The following is a 15,770-nucleotide window of genomic DNA, read 5'->3' on the forward strand; positions in this document are numbered from 1 at the left end:
TTTGCGTTTTTGTCATGAATTCGACGTCATGGATGCGAATTCGACAAAGCGCATTTCTGACGGGATTTCCATGCTCAATCACACGCCGCTGGCGACAGCGCTAGCGCTCGCTTTTGCCGTTCCTTATGCGACGCCTGCGCTCGCGCAAAGCGCACCGCAAAGCGCGTCGCAACCGGCCGCCTCCAGCGCGCCGCAGAACGTACAAAGCAACGCACAGAACAACGCACCCGCTACGGACGCGCCGACGTTGCCGACCATCGGCGTGCAGGCTCAGGCCGTCCAGCAGGACTTTCAGGCCGAGCGCGCGACCGTCGGCGCGAAGACCCCGACCGCGCTGCGCGACATTCCGCAGACCGTCACCGTGATCAATCGCAGCCTGCTCGCTTCGCAGGGCGCGACGTCGTTTACGGACGCGCTGCGCAACGCACCCGGCGTGACGATCGGCGCGGCCGAGGGCGGCCAGATCGGCAACAACATCAACCTGCGCGGCTTCACCGCGCAGAACGACATCTATCTGGACGGCTTCCGCGACCGCAACCAGTACTACCGCGACACGTTCGACCTCGAAGCGCTCGAAGTGCTATATGGTCCGTCGTCGATGCTGTTCGGCCGCGGCTCGACAGGCGGCGTGATCAACCAGGTCAGCAAGAAGGCGAACCTGACGGACTCGGCGGAAGTCTCCGGCATGATCGGCACCAACGACCGCTACCGCTCCACCGTCGACGTGAACCACAAGCTCACCGACACCTCGGCGATCCGCCTGAACGCGTTCGGCCAGAGCCTCGGCTCGACGCGCGACGTGATGAAGAACAAGGACTTCGGCGTCGCGCCGGAGCTGCGCTTCGGTATCGGCACACCGACCGAGATCACGCTGTCGGCGCTGATCCAGCGCAACAACGACATGCCCGACTACGGCATCCAGGCGCTGAACGGCCGCCCGTCGCCGGTGCCGAAAAACACGTTCTACGGTTTGACCAGCGACCGCACGATCCAGAACGTGCAGATCTTCACCGGGGCCATCAAGCACAAGTTCTCCGACGACCTGACGCTGACGAACCAGACACAGATATCGCATTCGATGACCGACGCGCGCGAAACCGCGCCGCAAGCGGTGCTGACCGGGCCGCTGTCGTCGAGCACTGCGCTGAACAACGGCAACTTCACGACGCTGCCGCCGTCGGCCCTGTTCATCAAGCTGCAGAGTCATGACCGCGTGATCCAGAATCACGCGATCTACAACGACACGATGGTCGAATACAAATTCGACACCGGGCCGATCAAGCACGACGTGATCGCCGGTGTCGAAGTGGGCCACGACAGCTATACGAACCAGGCGTACACGCGCAACAACCTGCCGATCGTGCCGATGCTCAATCCGCCGATCATCGGCACGCCGTCGAACGTGACGACGACGGTCGGCAACTACGCCGATTCGAGCGCGAACGAAATCGCCGCCTACCTGAACGACACGATCACGCTGACGCCGCACTGGAAGCTGATCGGCGGTGTGCGCTGGGATCGCTTCTCGGCCGAGATTCACAACACCGTCAACGCGCCAGCTTTCGCGAGCCAGACCAACTACTTCACGAGCGTGCGCACGGGCGTCATCTATCAGCCGACCGACTGGCAGTCGTACTACGTGTCGTACGGGACGTCGTTCAACCCGTCGCTCGAAAACCTGACGGTCACGAATCTCACGCAGAACCTCTCGCCTGAATCGACGAAGTCGTATGAAGTCGGCGGCAAGTGGGATCTGTTCGGCGGCAACATCTCGCTGACCTCGGCATTGTTCCGCGAAGAGAAGGACAACGCGCGCACCCAGGTCTCGCCGACCGAATACGAGTTGGCCGGCGACATTCGCGTCGATGGCTTCCAGGCCAGCGTGACCGGACACATCACCGACAAATGGCAGATTTTCGGCGGCTACACGTACATGGACGCGAAGATCCTGAAAGCGGCCGACGGCACGCAGGGTCACACGCCGGCCAACACGCCGCGCAACACGCTGACGTTCTGGACCACGTACGCGATCACGCCGCACTGGGAAATCGGCGGCGGCCCGATCTATATGTCGTCGCGTTATGCATCGAATACGAACTTCGTGAAGGTGCCGGGCTACACGCGTTGGGACGCGACCGCGGCCTATCACGCGAAGAAGTACGACGTGCGCCTGAACCTGCTGAACCTGACCAACAAGTACTACTACGACGCGTTGATTCCGTCGGACGGCGGACGTTCCGTGCCGGGCATCGGCCGCACGCTGCTCGCGACGTTCGATTACCGCTTCTGAAGGGAGCGTTGGCGACACGCTGAGCTCATCCGTTGGGCTTGCCGCTTTGCAAACGGCAAGCCGACTCGAAGGACACACTATGCTGCTGCACATTCCGAAGGTACTGGACGCCGAACAATTGCGCTTCGTGCGCGAGCGGCTCGATCGAGCCGGCGACGCGTGGGTGGATGGCCGCGCGACCGCGGGCTATCAGGGCGCGCCGGTCAAGCGCAATCAGCAGATCGCCGAGCACTCAGCGATCGCGCGCGAACTCGGCGACGTGATTGTCGCGGCGATCGAGCGCAATCCGCTGTTCATCAGCGCGGTGCTGCCGAACCAGGTGTATCCGCCTCTGTTCAACCGCTACGAGGGCGGCATGCAGTTCGGCAGCCACGTCGACGGCGCGGTGCGCGTGCTGCCGAACGGCGTGAAGCTGCGCACCGACGTGTCGGTGACGCTGTTTCTTAGCGCACCCGACGAATACGACGGCGGCGAACTCGTGATCGAAGACACCTACGGCGTGCAGCAGGTAAAGCTGCCGGCCGGCGACATGATCGTTTATCCGGCGACGAGTCTGCATCAGGTGACGCCCGTCACGCGCGGCGCACGCGTGGCGAGCTTCTTCTGGGTGCAAAGCCTCGTGCGCAGCGACACGCATCGCGCGCTGCTGTTCGACATGGACACCGCGATTCAACGGCTCAACGCCACCCATGCCGACGACGCTGCGCGACGCAGCCTCGTCGGTTGTTATCACAATCTGCTGCGTACCTGGAGCGAAACGTGAGCGAATCCGACACCCTCGACGTTGAACCGCCGGCGGCCGGCCAACATGGCGCGCACGAACTGCGCCGGCTCGACGGCGATGAACTGAGAGCGCGCCAGCGGCGCTCGCGCCGCGCGACTTTCATCAAGTGGCTGCGCCAGGTGCATGGCTGGGTCGGACTGTGGGGCGCGGCGCTCGGTCTGCTGTTCGGCACGACGGGCTTTTTCCTGAACCATCGCGGCGGTCCGCTGCGCGTGTCGACCGGCGAGCCGCAGGTGTCGGTGATGCAGGTGCCGCTGCCGCAACCGGCACCGGAAACGCCGCGCGAACTCGCGAAGTGGCTCAAGCAGGAGCTGAAGATCGCCGGCAATCCGGGGCGTGTGCAGAAAGAACCCGAGCATCCGGTGGCGTGGGGCGATCGCAGCGTCGTGCAGCCCGAGCACTGGCAGCTGAATTTCGCGTCGCCGAAAGAAAATACCTCGGCCGAATACTGGGTCGGCAATAACACCGTGACGGTCAAGCGCAGCGCGAATACCTTTCTCGCGATGCTGACGAACATGCACAAAGGCGTGGGCTTGAGCGTCGGCTGGGTGCTGCTGATCGATACGCTCGCGGGCAGTCTGATCCTGCTGTCGCTGACGGGCGTGCTGTTGTGGACCGAGTTGAACAGGCGCAAGACGGTGGGGCTCGTGCTCGTGGCGGGTTCGATTGCGGCGGCGGTGGCGTTGGGGACGATGTAAGGCGCAGCGCAACGTCCCGGACGAAGCCCGCGCGCTGGCGGGCAGGCTCGGAGCGGTACGCGCTAGAATCGTCGCAGACCTACTTCGCTGGCTTTGCCGCCGTCCGCCGATGACCTCTCCCGCGAACCCCGTCGACACCGCGCTGACCACGCGACGCGCGGTGCGCGCCTTTCTGCCGACACCGGTGCAGCGCGCCGACATCGAAGCCATTCTCGAAGCCGCCAGCTACGCGCCGTCGGGCACCAACACGCAGCCCTGGAAGGTGTACGTGCTGACGGGCGAATCGCTCGCGCGTCTGTCGCGCGATCTGCTCGCGGCCTACGACCATCCGCAGCGCGACGAGCTGTACCAGGAGGAGTACGCGTACTACCCGCGCCAATGGCAGTCGCCGTACGTCGACCGGCGCCGCAAGATCGGCTGGGATATGTACGGCCTGCTCGGCATCGAGAAGGGCGACAAGGCGCGCATGCACGAACAGCACTCGCGCAACTTCCGTTTCTTCGACGCACCCGTCGGCCTGCTGTTCACGATCGATCGCAGCCTCGAGCGCGGCAGCTGGCTCGACTACGGCATGTTCCTGCAGGCGATCATGACCGCCGCGCGCGGACGCGGCCTCGACACCTGTCCGCAGGCCGCGTTCATGCGGTTTCATCGGCTGATTGCCGAACATCTCGGCCTGCCCGAGAACGAGCAGTTCGTGTGCGGCATGTCGCTCGGACTCGCCGACCCCAATGCGCTAGTCAATACGCTGCGCCCCGAGCGCGAGCCGGTCGAGCGCTTCACGCGTTTTCTCGATTGATCGCAGACCTCAGTCCCCACCCAGAGGCAAACGAAAATGAAAACATCGCGCCGCCATTTCCTGTTGGTCAGCGCGGGCGTCGGCTCGTCGCTCGCGCTGTCTCGCGTCGCGTTCGCCGCGACCGTTCCCAATGCGCTGAGCGAGAGCGATCCGCAGGCGCAGAAGGTCGGCTATACCGAAGATGCGTCGAAGGTCGACAAGGCCAGGTTCCCGAACTTCGCGGCCGGGCAATCGTGCGCGAACTGCTCGCTGTTCCAGGGCAAGGCGTCGGATGAGTACGGCGGCTGCACGCTGTTCGGCGCCAAACAGGTCGCGTCGCGCGGCTGGTGCAGCGCGTACACGAATATGTGAGCACGCACGCCGGCGCATCGTCCGCGGCTGCTACAGCAGCGCCTTTAGCACGAGTTCGTGCGAGTGCCCGATCCACACGGCGGCGTCGCGATGATCGCGCAACGCGTCGCCGGTATTCGGATGCAGAAAGACATCGAGCGAGCCGTGATTGAGCGTGAGCCAGCTGACCACGTCGGCGAACTGCTGGTGCGCGAACGCGAGCTGATACGACCACATCGGATGCGGGCCGACCGGCCGTTCGTGGAAGCGCCCGATCTGCAGTTTGTCGCCCCAATGCGCATCGATCTGCTCGCGAAACGCCCAGGCGGCGTCGCGGCTCGCCGCGTCGAAATAGATGTGCGCGTGCCAGCTTTGTATGGCTGAAGCATCGCGAAAGGTCATATCAGAGTTCATTGCCAGGCTCGTTCCGTATCAGTCTTTATCCGACATTCATTCTGCTTCGTTTTCCGCCGGCGCGCGCGCTGCAACGCGCATGTGAAACTGTATCTGATCCTCGCCGACGATCTCGAAGCCAAGACGATCGTACAGCCGTTTGGCGGGATTGCCCTTGAGCACCTGCAAGCTGACCGGCAGCGCTTCGGCCGCGGCGGCGCGCAGGATCGTGCGCAGCACCTGCTCGCCGATACCGCGGCCTTGTAGCGCCGGCGCGATCTGCAACTGCGCGACGAACCATTCGTCGTCGTTGCGATGCGCCTTCAACAGGCCCGCGGGCGCGCCGTCGATGCAGATCACCTGCGCGGCGTCGTAGCGATGCCGCAGGCGCGCGCGATGGGCGTCTTCGTCGGTCGGCTCGCCGGCGCGCGCCAGGTGTTCGGTCATCGTCGCCTTGCGCAGTTCGAGCAGGAAGGGTTCGTCGTCGGGTTGCGCGGGGCGCAAGGTCAACCCGGATCGTTGGTCGGGCAGTGGGGCGGACATGTCGGCAAGGTAGTGGCTCGCAATCGCGCACGCGATGATCGTGCGAGGCGCGAGTAAGAATTGTCGTCGATTGTCGCGTCCGCTGCGCTTTTTTACCACGGCCAGGTTGCGGTCTTCCCACTTTGCGATGCGGGTCATCGTTGCCGGTGACGCGAGGGCCTGTGTCGCTATCGGCGTTGGATGGCATGCGCTTTGCTTTGCTGTCTGCCTTCATCGCGGACGCGCTATCTGCACCAACGTACGAACAGACAAAACGGGGCCTCCCGATGCGGTGAGCGTCAGATGATTTTCCCGGGGACGTTCGCGTCATACGGCGAACGTCGTAATCAACGTTGCGAGGTGGGCTATGACGATGATCGAGGCGGTACCCAGCGTCTCGGCAGATGGACGAGCGGTGATTTTCCAGCTTTCGTCACGGGGACGAGACCTTGAATGCGCGGTCACATGCGAGGCGCTCGAACAGCACTTCTGGCTGCAACGCGGCGCCGGTGAGGCGCGCATTCTGAAGACGTTCGCGGACGGGCGCCAACGCATTACCGCGATCGCTGAACGAAAAATGCTCGCGCGTCCCGGTGAGAAGGTCTTGCTGACGATCGACGATTTCTCTACACGCGGTTGACGTGCATGGCGCGGCGGGCCGGAAACTCCGCTGTTACATCGATTCGCCAAATTAAGCCGCCAAAGCCCCTCGCTTCGCGCAATTGCATTCGCGGGTGCGCGCCTACACTCTTTTCCATGGAGCGACAAATCACCGAACTCCATCGATGCGATTTCCCCTCGTGTCGGATTTGAACCGTACCGTTGATGAAGTAGTCTGCAGTTCGCAGTTCGCAGTTCGCAGTTCGCAGTTGACGCAATACAAAGCGCGCAATGCATCGAGAACGCGCGCGAAGGGGTAGCGGCCAGTGGTAGGAAATAACGAGGACCGGCCCGCATGCAGTGGTATTTGGAAGTGGATTGAATCGACAGTTTGAAACTTGCTGTCGAGCGGTAGAAATTGCCGTTGCAGTACACGTAGGCAATAGCTTTGCAGGTTAGGTGGTTATAGGTTTGCAGGCACTCCACGCGCCTGCTGGACTGTTCCATCCTGTCGGCCCTGTTTCTTCGCGGAACAGGGCTTTTTTTCGTCGCAACATCGCTTCTTGTTTCCGGCCGCTTCGAACCGATATGGGGACAGTGCGTTCTTCGAAACGTTCGAAGAACCGGCGCGTCGCAGAGCGTGAACTGTCGGGCGCGAAATGCGTCGGACGTTTGAGCGCGGCGTTTGCCGCCGTCGCGTGCCGAAGTCCGGGCGCGCTGCCGAAAGAAGGAGGTTGAATCGATGTCCAGCAAATCGCGAGTTCGCAAGCCCGGCCGCACGGCCATGTCCCCGTTGTTGCGTTCCCTGACGCAGAGCCGCACCGCACACGCGCCGGTCACGCAGACCATGCTGTTGCAGTCCTACGCCGCGCTCGATGCATTCCGCCGCGGCCACGGCGCACGCACGCTGCACACAACGCTGAGCCGGCATCTGCTGGTGTCGCAGGAACTGACGCGCGCCGGACTGGGCGCCGACGCGCGCGCGGACATCGAAAGCGCGCATGCGGCGATGGTGCGGCTCGATGTGCGCGAGCGCGAGACCGGCCGCTGGTCGCTCGAAGACGACGACTATGCAAGTCTGTGCGCGGCGCTCGCGATTTTCGACGGACAGTTGTCGGCCGCGTCACTGACCGAGCTGGCGAGCGCGGAAGCGAAAATGATCGAAGGTCTGATGCGCTCCGCGCGGCTGAGAGCGCTGGCGGAAGCGCCAGTTTGAACGGCCCGCAACAAGCACAACGCCCCCACATCGGGGCGTTTTTCACATTCAGCGCGGACGTAAATCGATTCCGCAGAATCCTTGAAAGCGGCATCGACGTTTCGCGCACGGCCGGCTGCCGCGCGCCGCGTGGCTCGTTACGAGTGTCCGTAGAAGTCCCGTCGGGCGCGTTTGCCGCTGAGATTCCCGCTTGCTAGACTGGCTGCGCCTGATTGCCACCTATCTACCTGCCGGCCTACCCGCTATGCCGCCGAGGCCAGGCGTCGCTGACGTCGTCGCGATGCCGAACCGCGCATGCAACCGAGCCCTGTCGGAGACACCATGTCCTACATGCTGCTGATCGTCGAACCCACGGACCAACGCGAGGAGCGCGGCGAAGCCGCCGGTCGCGACCTCTATGACCAGATGGTGCGGTTCTCCCAGAACCTGAAAGCGCGCGGCAAGCTGCTCGCGGTCGAATCGCTGACTTCGCAAAAGGACGCCGTGCGCGTGCAGGTCCGCAATGGCCAGTCGAAGCTCGTCGACGGGCCGTTCGCCGAGGCGAAGGAGATGATCGGCGGCTTCTTTCTGCTGAACTGCGGCAGCCGTGAAGAGGCCGTGGCGATCGCGCAAACCTGTCCGGCGGCGGCGTGGTGCACGGTCGAAGTGCGCAAGCTCGGGCCGTGCTTCATCTAGCCACGCGTGGCTCTCACGTCGTCCGCTTTTGGTGTTTTCCCTGGCATGCCGGGACCGCCGCAGGTGTCGATCGGACCGTACGTTGCGCGTCGTGTGAGTAAGGGGCTAGCCAGCGTGGCCCCTTCAAGCGATTCACGCGAATCCACTCACGACGAACCACAAAAAACAAGGAGCAACGACATGCGATTCATGATCATCGTAAAAGCCACGGCCGCGAGTGAAGCCGGCGAGATGCCCGAACCGTCGCTGATCGCCGCGATGGGCGCCTACCACGAAGAACTCGCGAAGGCCGGCGTGCTGCTCGACGCAACCGGCCTGCAGCCGAGCTCGAAAGGCTGGCGCGTGCGCTATAGCGGCGGCAAACGGAGCGTCGTAGATGGGCCGTTCGCGGAGACCAAGGAGCTGATTGCTGGCTACACGTTGATCCAGGTGCGCTCGCGCGACGAGGCGATGGAATGGGCGCGGCGTTTCCCCGCGCCGTTCGGTGAACACGCCGATGGCGAAATCGAAGTGCGGCAGCTTTTCGAACTCGACGACTTCGAGCCGGGGCCGGAAGTCGAGCGCTTTCGCAAGCTCGAAGAAGATCACCGCTGAGGTGAAGGCTGAAGCCGTGACGATACAGGCCACCCATCGTGCGATCGACGCTGTCTGGCGGATCGAATCCGCGAAGGTCATCGCTCACGTCGCGCGGATCGTGCGCGACGTGGGGCTCGCCGAGGAACTCGCGCAGGACGCGCTGGTGGCCGCGCTCGAGCATTGGCCGGACGCGGGCGTGCCCGACAACCCCGGAGCCTGGCTGATGACGGCCGCGAAAAACCGCGCGCTCGATCGCCTGCGCCAGGAAGCGCTGCATGCGCGCAAGCGCGAGGAGCTCGGCCACGATCTCGACGCGATCGAAGCGCACGTGGTGCCCGATTTCGTCGATGCGCTCGATGCCGCGCGCGCCGACGACATCGGCGACGATCTGCTGCGGCTCATCTTCACCGCGTGCCATCCGGTGCTGTCGACCGATGCGCGCGTCGCGCTGACGCTGCGCCTGCTCGGCGGCCTCACCACCGACGAAATCGCGCGCGCGTATCTCGTGCCGGAGCCGACCATTGCGCAGCGGATCGTGCGCGCGAAGCGCACGCTGTCGGCGGCGCGCGTGCCGTTCGAGGTGCCTCAGGCGGACGCGCGCGCGGCGCGGCTCGCGTCGGTGCTGCAGGTGATCTACCTCATTTTCAACGAAGGGTATTCGGCCACCGCCGGCGACGACTGGATGCGCCCGGCGCTATGCGAGGAGGCGCTGCGGCTCGGGCGCGTGTTGAGCGGACTCGTGCCCGACGAAAGCGAGGTCTACGGTCTGGTTGCGCTGATGGAGATCCAGGCGTCGCGCACCCATGCGCGCACCGATGCGCACGGGCGGCCGGTGCTGCTGCTCGATCAGGATCGCAGCCGCTGGGACCCGCTGCTGATTCGCCGCGGCCTCGCGGCGTTGGACAGCGCACACGCGCTTGGCGGCGCAAGCGGGCCCTATGCGTTGCAGGCGGCGCTCGCCGCCTGTCATGCGCGGGCGCGCCGCGCCGAGGACACCGACTGGGCGCAGATCGTCGCGCTCTACGATGCGTTGGCGCAGGTCGCGCCGTCGCCGGTCGTGGAGTTGAATCGCGCGGTCGCGGTGGGGATGGCGTTCGGGCCGGCGGCCGGACTCGAAATCGTCGATGCGCTCGCCGCTGGTCCAGCGCTCGCGAATTATCACTGGTTGCCGAGTGTGCGCGGCGATCTGCTGGTCAAGCTCGGACGCATCGACGAAGCGCGCGCGGAGTTCGAGCGCGCCGCGGCGATGACGCGCAACACGCGCGAGCGCGAGCTGTTGCTGGAGCGTGCGCGCGGGCTTGCGCATTGAGTTTCGGCACCTCTGAGTGCCGCCTCAACGAATCAGCTGCCGTACCCCCAACGCAACGATCAACCCGCCGCACACGCGATCGACCCATCTCTTGCCGCGCCGATACGCCGACGCGATCCGCGCGTGCGACAACGCCAGCGCGACGAACCCATACCAACTGCTCGCGACGACGAACACCATGCCGAGCATCGCGGCAAACGTGCCGGTGCTCACATGCGCGGGCGCGGCCGACGAAAACACCGCGGCAAAGAACGCCATCGACTTCGGATTCGCGATGTTGGTCGCGAAACCCTGCGCGAACGCCTGCCTGAAGCCGCCCGCCGGTGCCTTGACGAGCACCGCCTGCCTTGCCGCCGACGCGTTGAAGATCAGCCGCCCGCCGAACCACAGCAGATAACAGGCGCCCAAGATCCTGACCACGAGGGCGAGCCACGGGAACGCGGCGAACACGATGCCGACGCCGAGAATCGCGCAGCTTGCCCAGAACAGATTGACGAGCACGATGCCGGCGACCATCGCGAGCGCTTCGATGCGCGTCGCCGAAGCGGCCTTGTGCGCGACCGCGACGAAGTTCGGGCCCGGACTCACCACGCCCGCGATATACACGGAAAACACGCCGACCACGGCGGCCCCATCGATCACGACACACTCCCTGTTGAAAAGCACTGGCTCGAAGAAGGCAACCGATGCATCTCGCTCACAGCCCGAAAAACGCCGCGCCCGCGGTCAGGACGCCCGCTCCCGCGACGAGGTACGACACATTACGAAGCCAGTTCTTGCGCGTGAGCAGCGTGATCGCGCACAGCGCAATCGCGACCTGAATCAGCAGCGTCGCCTGAGCCCAGCGATGATGGCCATGCAGCAGCGTTTCGCTGCGCGTGTCGGCGGCGACGACCTGTTTTTCGATCGCTTCGGCGTTCGCGCGGATCGGCTCCTTCTGCTTCTTGTATTTCTCGACGTCGGCGACGAATTTCGCGTGCGCGTCGCTATTGGGCGCCGACAGCGCCGCGCCGAGTTCGGCGAGGTTTTCCTTCTCGCCCTTCGCCTGGTAATAGCTCCACTGGTTCGACGCTTCGGTCTTCTTGATCGCGGCTTCGTTCTTGAAGAACAGCGCGAGGTTTTCGGCGTTGCCGCTCTGGTACGCGCACAGCGCGCCGATCGTCGCGAGGATCGCGGTCATCACGGCCATCCGGCTCGCGAACGGATCGGCGTCGTGATGCCCGGCGTGGCCGGCGTGTTCGACGGCGTGGTCGTGCGGACCGTGCACTTCATATTCATCAGACATCAGATTCTCCGAGGCAATGCTTTTATCGTTCTCGCCGGGCGGCGCGGGCGCCCGGCGGCCTCAATCTTAGCGTGTTGCGGGCGGCCTGAGGCCGCGGCTTCAATGCAGCGTCGCCGCCAGCCGGTTGCGGAGACCCGTGTCGGAGGCCAGTTATTGCATGCGGATCACGACGCGACCGCGCGTACCGGCGGCGACCGCGTCGTAGGCTTCGCGCGCACGGGCGAGCGGAAATTCCTGTGCTATCGCCGGGCCGCTCAGCTTGCCGCTGTCGAAGCCCTCGACCAGCGCCGTCATCAGCGGCGCCGATTGCGCGACGCCGAGCTTGGCGCTGTCGACGCCGAGCAATTGCGTCTCGTTGTGATAGAAATCGATCAGATCGAACTCGACCCGACGCTTGCCAGTCGCGCTGATTTCGAGCACGCGGCCGCGCCGTTTCGCGAGACTCAGCGCGGTCTCGAACGCGACACCGCCGACCGTGTCGTAGACGACCTCCGCGCCCGCGCCGCCGGTCAACTCGCGCACACGTTCGGCTGCGTGTTCGTCGAACGGCACGTAGGCGTCGATCAGGCGACCCGCAGGCGTGGCCGGATCGAGCGGCCGGCGATCGACGGCGATCACGCGCGCGCCGCGTGCCTTCGCGATCTGCGCGACCGCGCCGCCGACACCGCCGCCCGGGCCAAGCACCGCGACGGTCTCGCCGGCCTGCAAGCTTGCGTATTCGACGGTGCCGAGCCATGCGACCACGAAGTTCACGCCGATCGCCGCCGCCTCGACGTGGCTCAACGCGACGGGCTTGCGCGACAGCGCGGCGACCGGAATGCTGAGGTACTCGGCGTGCGTGCCGTCGCGCGTGAAGCCGATGTCGCCGCCGGTGCCCCACACCTCGGCATCGCGCCACGCGGCCGGGCCATCCACGACCACGCCGCTGAAGTCGCGCCCCGGTATGCGCGGCAGCACCGTATGGTCGAAACGGCCGGCCACGTTCTTCACGTCGCTCGGATTGACCGAGGCCGCCATCACCCGCACGACCGCATGCTCCGCGTCGGCTTGCGGCGTCGGCAGATCGACGTATTCGAGCACTTCGGGGCTGCCAAAAGATTTGAACTGAATCGCTTTCATCGTGCGTGGCTCCGATTGGTTGGTCTTGCGCCGCGTTGCGCAGCGAATGCACCGTAGTCTAGGTGATGAACGCGCACCGGGTACGCGAACCACCAGTCGCTAACCCCCTTGACCCGCCTGACCCGCCTCGCCGGCCTTCGCCTGAGCATGCCGCTGATGATCGGCGGCCAGAAACATATACATCGCCGGCACCACGAACAGCGTGAACAGCGTGCCGATCGACATGCCCGTGAAAATCACGAGCCCCATCGCGTTGCGGCCCGCCGCGCCCGCGCCCGACGCGATCACGAGCGGCACCACGCCGAGCACCATCGCGGCGGTCGTCATCAGGATCGGACGCAGCCGCACGCCGGCGGCTTCCTCGACCGCTTCGCGCTTGCCGCGGCCCGCGCGCTGCAATTCGTTGGCGAACTGCACGATCAGAATGCCGTGCTTGCTGACGAGCCCCATCAGCGTGACGAGGCCGACCTGCGTGTAGATGTTCAGCGTCGTCAGGCCGATGTTGATGAAGATCAGCGCGCCGAACAGCGCCATCGGTACCGAGATCAGGATCACGATCGGATCGCGGAAGCTCTCGAATTGCGCAGCGAGCGCGAGGAACACGATGATCGTTGCAAGCAGCAGCGTAATGACGAAGCCGCCCGACTCCTGCACGAACTGGCGCGATGCTCCCGAGTAATCGGCCGAATAGCCGGCCGGCGCGACCTGCGCGGTCGCCTGGCGCAGAAAATCGAGCACCTGGCCTTGCGACACGCCCGGCACGGTCACGCCGGAGATCGTCGCCGAGTTCAGCTGCTGGAAGTGATTGATCGATTCGGGCACGACGCTGTGCTTGATATGCGCGACCGTCGACGCCGGAATCACGCTGCCGTCCGGCGTGCGCAGATAGTAGTCGAGCACCTGCGACGGATTGAGCCGATCGATCTGCAGCACCTGCGGAATCACCTTGTACGAACGCCCCGCGATCGAGAAGTAGTTCACGTAGCCGCCACCCAGCGCCGAACCGAGCGCCTGTCCGACGTCGCTTTGCGACAGCCCGAGCGAGGCCACCTTATCGCGATCGACGACGAGCACCGCTTCCGGCTTGTCGATTTTCAGATCGGTATCGACGAAGAAGAACATCCCGCTCTCGCGCGCTTTTTCGAGCACCGCTTGCGACACCTCGTTGAGGTTTTGGAACGGCTCGGTCGTGCTGATCACGAACTGCACCGGCAAGCCCTGCGAGCCCGGCAACGGCGGAAACTGGAACGCCGCGACGCGTGCGCCCGCGATCTGATTCCACTTCTGCTGCAACTCCTGTTGCAGCTCGGTCGCATTCTTGCCGCGCTGATCCCAGGTCTTGAACAGCACCCCGCCGATGCCCTGGTTGATGGTCGGCGAACCCGTCAGCTGGAACATCTGCGAGTACTCGGGCAGCGACTTCGAGGCGTCGAACACCTGGTCCGCGTAGGTCTGCATCTGCTGGATCGTCGCGTTCGGCGGCCCGATGATCTGCGACAGAACCACGCCCTGATCTTCCTGCGGCGCGAGTTCCGACTTCGAGGTCATGAACAGATACACGGTGCCGCACAGCAGCAGCGCGCCCATGATCACGAACACGGGCCAGGTATCGAGCGTCGCGTGCAACAGGCGGCCGTAGCCGCGATGCACGCGCTCGAACTGACGGTCGACGAAACGCGCGAAACGCCCGGACTCCTGCTCCGCGCGAAAGAAGCGCGAACACATCATCGGTGACAACGTGAGGGCGATCACGCCCGATACCGTCACCGCACCCGCGAGCGTGAACGCGAACTCAGTGAAGAGCGCCCCCGTCAGCCCGCCCTGGAAGCCTATCGGCGCATATACGGCGATCAGCACGACGGTCATCGCGACGATCGGGCCGCCGAGTTCGCGCGCGGCGATCAGCGCGGCGTCGAACGGCGTCTTGCCTTCGTGCTTCATATGCCGGTCGACGTTCTCGACGACGATGATCGCGTCGTCGACGACGAGCCCGATCGCGAGCACCAGCGCGAGCAGCGTCAGCAGATTGATCGAATAGCCGAGCGCCTGCATCACGAAGAACGTGCCGATCAGCGACAGCGGCATCGCGATCAACGGCACGATCACCGCGCGGAAGCTGCCGAGAAACAGGAAGATCACGATCGTGACGATCACGAGCGCTTCGACGAGCGTCTTGATCACTTCCCTGATCGCGGTGTTCACGAAGTCGGTCGCGTCATACACGATGTCGCCCGTCATGCCGGTCGGGAACTGCCTCTGCAGATCGGGGAACACGGTCTTCACGCGCTTGGCCACATCGAGAATGTTCGCGTCCGGCGCGACCTTGATACCGATGAACACCGAGCGCTTGCCGCTGAACGCGACGTTGAAGTCGTAGCTGTCGGCGCCGAGCACGACGTTCGCGACATCCTCGAGACGCACGATCGAGCCGTTCTTCTGCTTGACGACGAGTTGCTTGAAATCGTCGACGGTATGCAGGTCCGTGCCCGCTTCGAGGTCGACGCTGACCATCTGCCCCTTCGTCGTGCCGAGCGTCGCGAGATAGTTGTTGTTGCCGAGCGCGGTGAACACGTCGCTCGCGCTCACGCCGTGCGCTGCGAGCCGCGCCGAATCGAGCCACGCGCGCATCGCGAACTGCCGCCCGCCGAGCACTTCGGCGGTCTGCACGCCCTGGATCGAATCGAGCTTCGGCTTGACCACGCGCAACAGGTAGTCGGTGACGTTGTTGCTCGGCAGCACGCTGCTGTAGAAGCCCATGTACATCGCGTCGGTGGTCTGCCCGGTCTGCACCGTCAGTACGGGCTGCTGCGCCTGCGGCGGCAACTGGTTGCGCACCGAGCCGATCTGCGTGTTGATCTCGGTCAGCGCGCGGTTCGCGTCGTAGTTCAAACGCAGCGTCGCGACGATCGTCGACACGCCCGTGATGCTCGTCGACGACATGTAGTCGATACCCTGCGCCTGCGCGATCGCCGCTTCGAGCGGCTGCGTGATGAAGCCGGCGATGGTGTCCGGGTTCGCGCCATAGTAGGCCGTCGTGATCGTGACGACCGCGTTCTCGGTCTGCGGATACTGGCTGACCTTCAGCACCGCGAGCGCGCGCAGCCCGAGCACGAGGATCAGCAGGCTCACGACCGAAGCGAGTACCGGCCGGCGGATGAAGATGTCCGTGAACAT

Annotated in this window: 16 protein-coding genes; 10 read left to right on the top strand and 6 right to left on the bottom strand. The window is 64.7% G+C overall.

The annotated features are described in order from the left end of the window. Positions 1 to 70 precede the first annotated feature (70 nt). From VSR82_RS06825 to VSR82_RS06845, 5 genes are all read left to right on the top strand, one after another. Positions 71 to 2,290, top strand: a complete 2,220-nt coding sequence (locus VSR82_RS06825) for a TonB-dependent receptor (protein ID WP_498857537.1) — start codon at positions 71 to 73, stop codon at positions 2,288 to 2,290. Between the two features lie 79 nt (positions 2,291 to 2,369). After that, entirely contained in the window at positions 2,370 to 3,053 is a 684-nt protein-coding gene (locus VSR82_RS06830) for a Fe2+-dependent dioxygenase (protein WP_410848672.1), read from the top strand. Beyond that, positions 3,050 to 3,772, top strand: coding sequence for a PepSY-associated TM helix domain-containing protein (locus VSR82_RS06835; RefSeq protein ID WP_429456196.1), 723 nt, complete (start codon positions 3,050 to 3,052; stop codon positions 3,770 to 3,772). The genes VSR82_RS06830 and VSR82_RS06835 overlap by 4 nt, the downstream gene beginning before the upstream one ends. Before the next feature lie 109 nt (positions 3,773 to 3,881). Continuing rightward, the gene (locus tag VSR82_RS06840; protein WP_429456194.1) at positions 3,882 to 4,571 is read left to right on the top strand and encodes a nitroreductase; all 690 of its coding nucleotides are present in this window, start codon (positions 3,882 to 3,884) and stop codon (positions 4,569 to 4,571) included. Positions 4,572 to 4,607: 36 nt separating this feature from the next. After that, complete coding sequence (locus VSR82_RS06845; RefSeq protein ID WP_410848669.1) at positions 4,608 to 4,922, top strand: high-potential iron-sulfur protein; 315 nt, start codon at positions 4,608 to 4,610, stop codon at positions 4,920 to 4,922. 30 nt (positions 4,923 to 4,952) lie between these two features. Here VSR82_RS06845 and VSR82_RS06850 read toward each other — a convergent pair whose 3' ends face one another. Beyond that, positions 4,953 to 5,303 (bottom strand): DOPA 4,5-dioxygenase family protein, encoded by a 351-nt coding sequence (locus VSR82_RS06850; RefSeq protein ID WP_368583515.1) that lies wholly within the window; start codon positions 5,301 to 5,303, stop codon positions 4,953 to 4,955. A 48-nt stretch (positions 5,304 to 5,351) separates the two neighbouring features. After that, on the bottom strand, positions 5,352 to 5,837 hold the full coding sequence (locus VSR82_RS06855; RefSeq protein ID WP_429457740.1) for a GNAT family N-acetyltransferase: 486 nt from the start codon (positions 5,835 to 5,837) through the stop codon (positions 5,352 to 5,354). A 346-nt stretch (positions 5,838 to 6,183) separates the two neighbouring features. On the opposite strand from VSR82_RS06855, the gene VSR82_RS06860 reads away from it, so the two are divergent. From VSR82_RS06860 to VSR82_RS06880, 5 genes are all read left to right on the top strand, one after another. Next, complete coding sequence (locus VSR82_RS06860; protein WP_368583374.1) at positions 6,184 to 6,456, top strand: DUF1488 family protein; 273 nt, start codon at positions 6,184 to 6,186, stop codon at positions 6,454 to 6,456. 702 nt (positions 6,457 to 7,158) lie between these two features. After that, the gene (locus tag VSR82_RS06865) at positions 7,159 to 7,632 is read left to right on the top strand and encodes a hypothetical protein (protein WP_429456189.1); all 474 of its coding nucleotides are present in this window, start codon (positions 7,159 to 7,161) and stop codon (positions 7,630 to 7,632) included. A gap of 321 nt (positions 7,633 to 7,953) precedes the next feature. Further along, the gene (locus VSR82_RS06870) at positions 7,954 to 8,307 is read left to right on the top strand and encodes a YciI family protein (RefSeq protein WP_410850099.1); all 354 of its coding nucleotides are present in this window, start codon (positions 7,954 to 7,956) and stop codon (positions 8,305 to 8,307) included. Between the two features lie 180 nt (positions 8,308 to 8,487). Then, a complete protein-coding gene (locus VSR82_RS06875) occupies positions 8,488 to 8,901 on the top strand; it encodes a YciI family protein (protein WP_018438308.1) in 414 nt (137 codons plus the stop codon). A 16-nt stretch (positions 8,902 to 8,917) separates the two neighbouring features. Continuing rightward, the gene (locus VSR82_RS06880) at positions 8,918 to 10,192 is read left to right on the top strand and encodes an RNA polymerase sigma factor (RefSeq protein WP_368583513.1); all 1,275 of its coding nucleotides are present in this window, start codon (positions 8,918 to 8,920) and stop codon (positions 10,190 to 10,192) included. 24 nt (positions 10,193 to 10,216) lie between these two features. On the opposite strand, the gene VSR82_RS06885 is transcribed toward VSR82_RS06880, so the two are convergent. The 4 genes from VSR82_RS06885 to VSR82_RS06900 form a co-directional block, all read right to left on the bottom strand. After that, the gene (locus VSR82_RS06885) at positions 10,217 to 10,834 is read right to left on the bottom strand and encodes a LysE family translocator (RefSeq protein WP_429456187.1); all 618 of its coding nucleotides are present in this window, start codon (positions 10,832 to 10,834) and stop codon (positions 10,217 to 10,219) included. Between the two features lie 55 nt (positions 10,835 to 10,889). Beyond that, positions 10,890 to 11,477, bottom strand: a complete 588-nt coding sequence (locus tag VSR82_RS06890) for a DUF4337 domain-containing protein (RefSeq protein WP_410850103.1) — start codon at positions 11,475 to 11,477, stop codon at positions 10,890 to 10,892. A 150-nt stretch (positions 11,478 to 11,627) separates the two neighbouring features. After that, positions 11,628 to 12,596, bottom strand: a complete 969-nt coding sequence (locus VSR82_RS06895) for a quinone oxidoreductase family protein (RefSeq protein WP_498857538.1) — start codon at positions 12,594 to 12,596, stop codon at positions 11,628 to 11,630. Between the two features lie 99 nt (positions 12,597 to 12,695). Further along, entirely contained in the window at positions 12,696 to 15,770 is a 3,075-nt protein-coding gene (locus tag VSR82_RS06900; RefSeq protein ID WP_429456182.1) for an efflux RND transporter permease subunit, read from the bottom strand.

Origin of the sequence: Burkholderia sp. JPY481 (assembly GCF_038900515.1) — a bacterium.
Taxonomy (GTDB): domain Bacteria; phylum Pseudomonadota; class Gammaproteobacteria; order Burkholderiales; family Burkholderiaceae; genus Paraburkholderia; species Paraburkholderia youngii.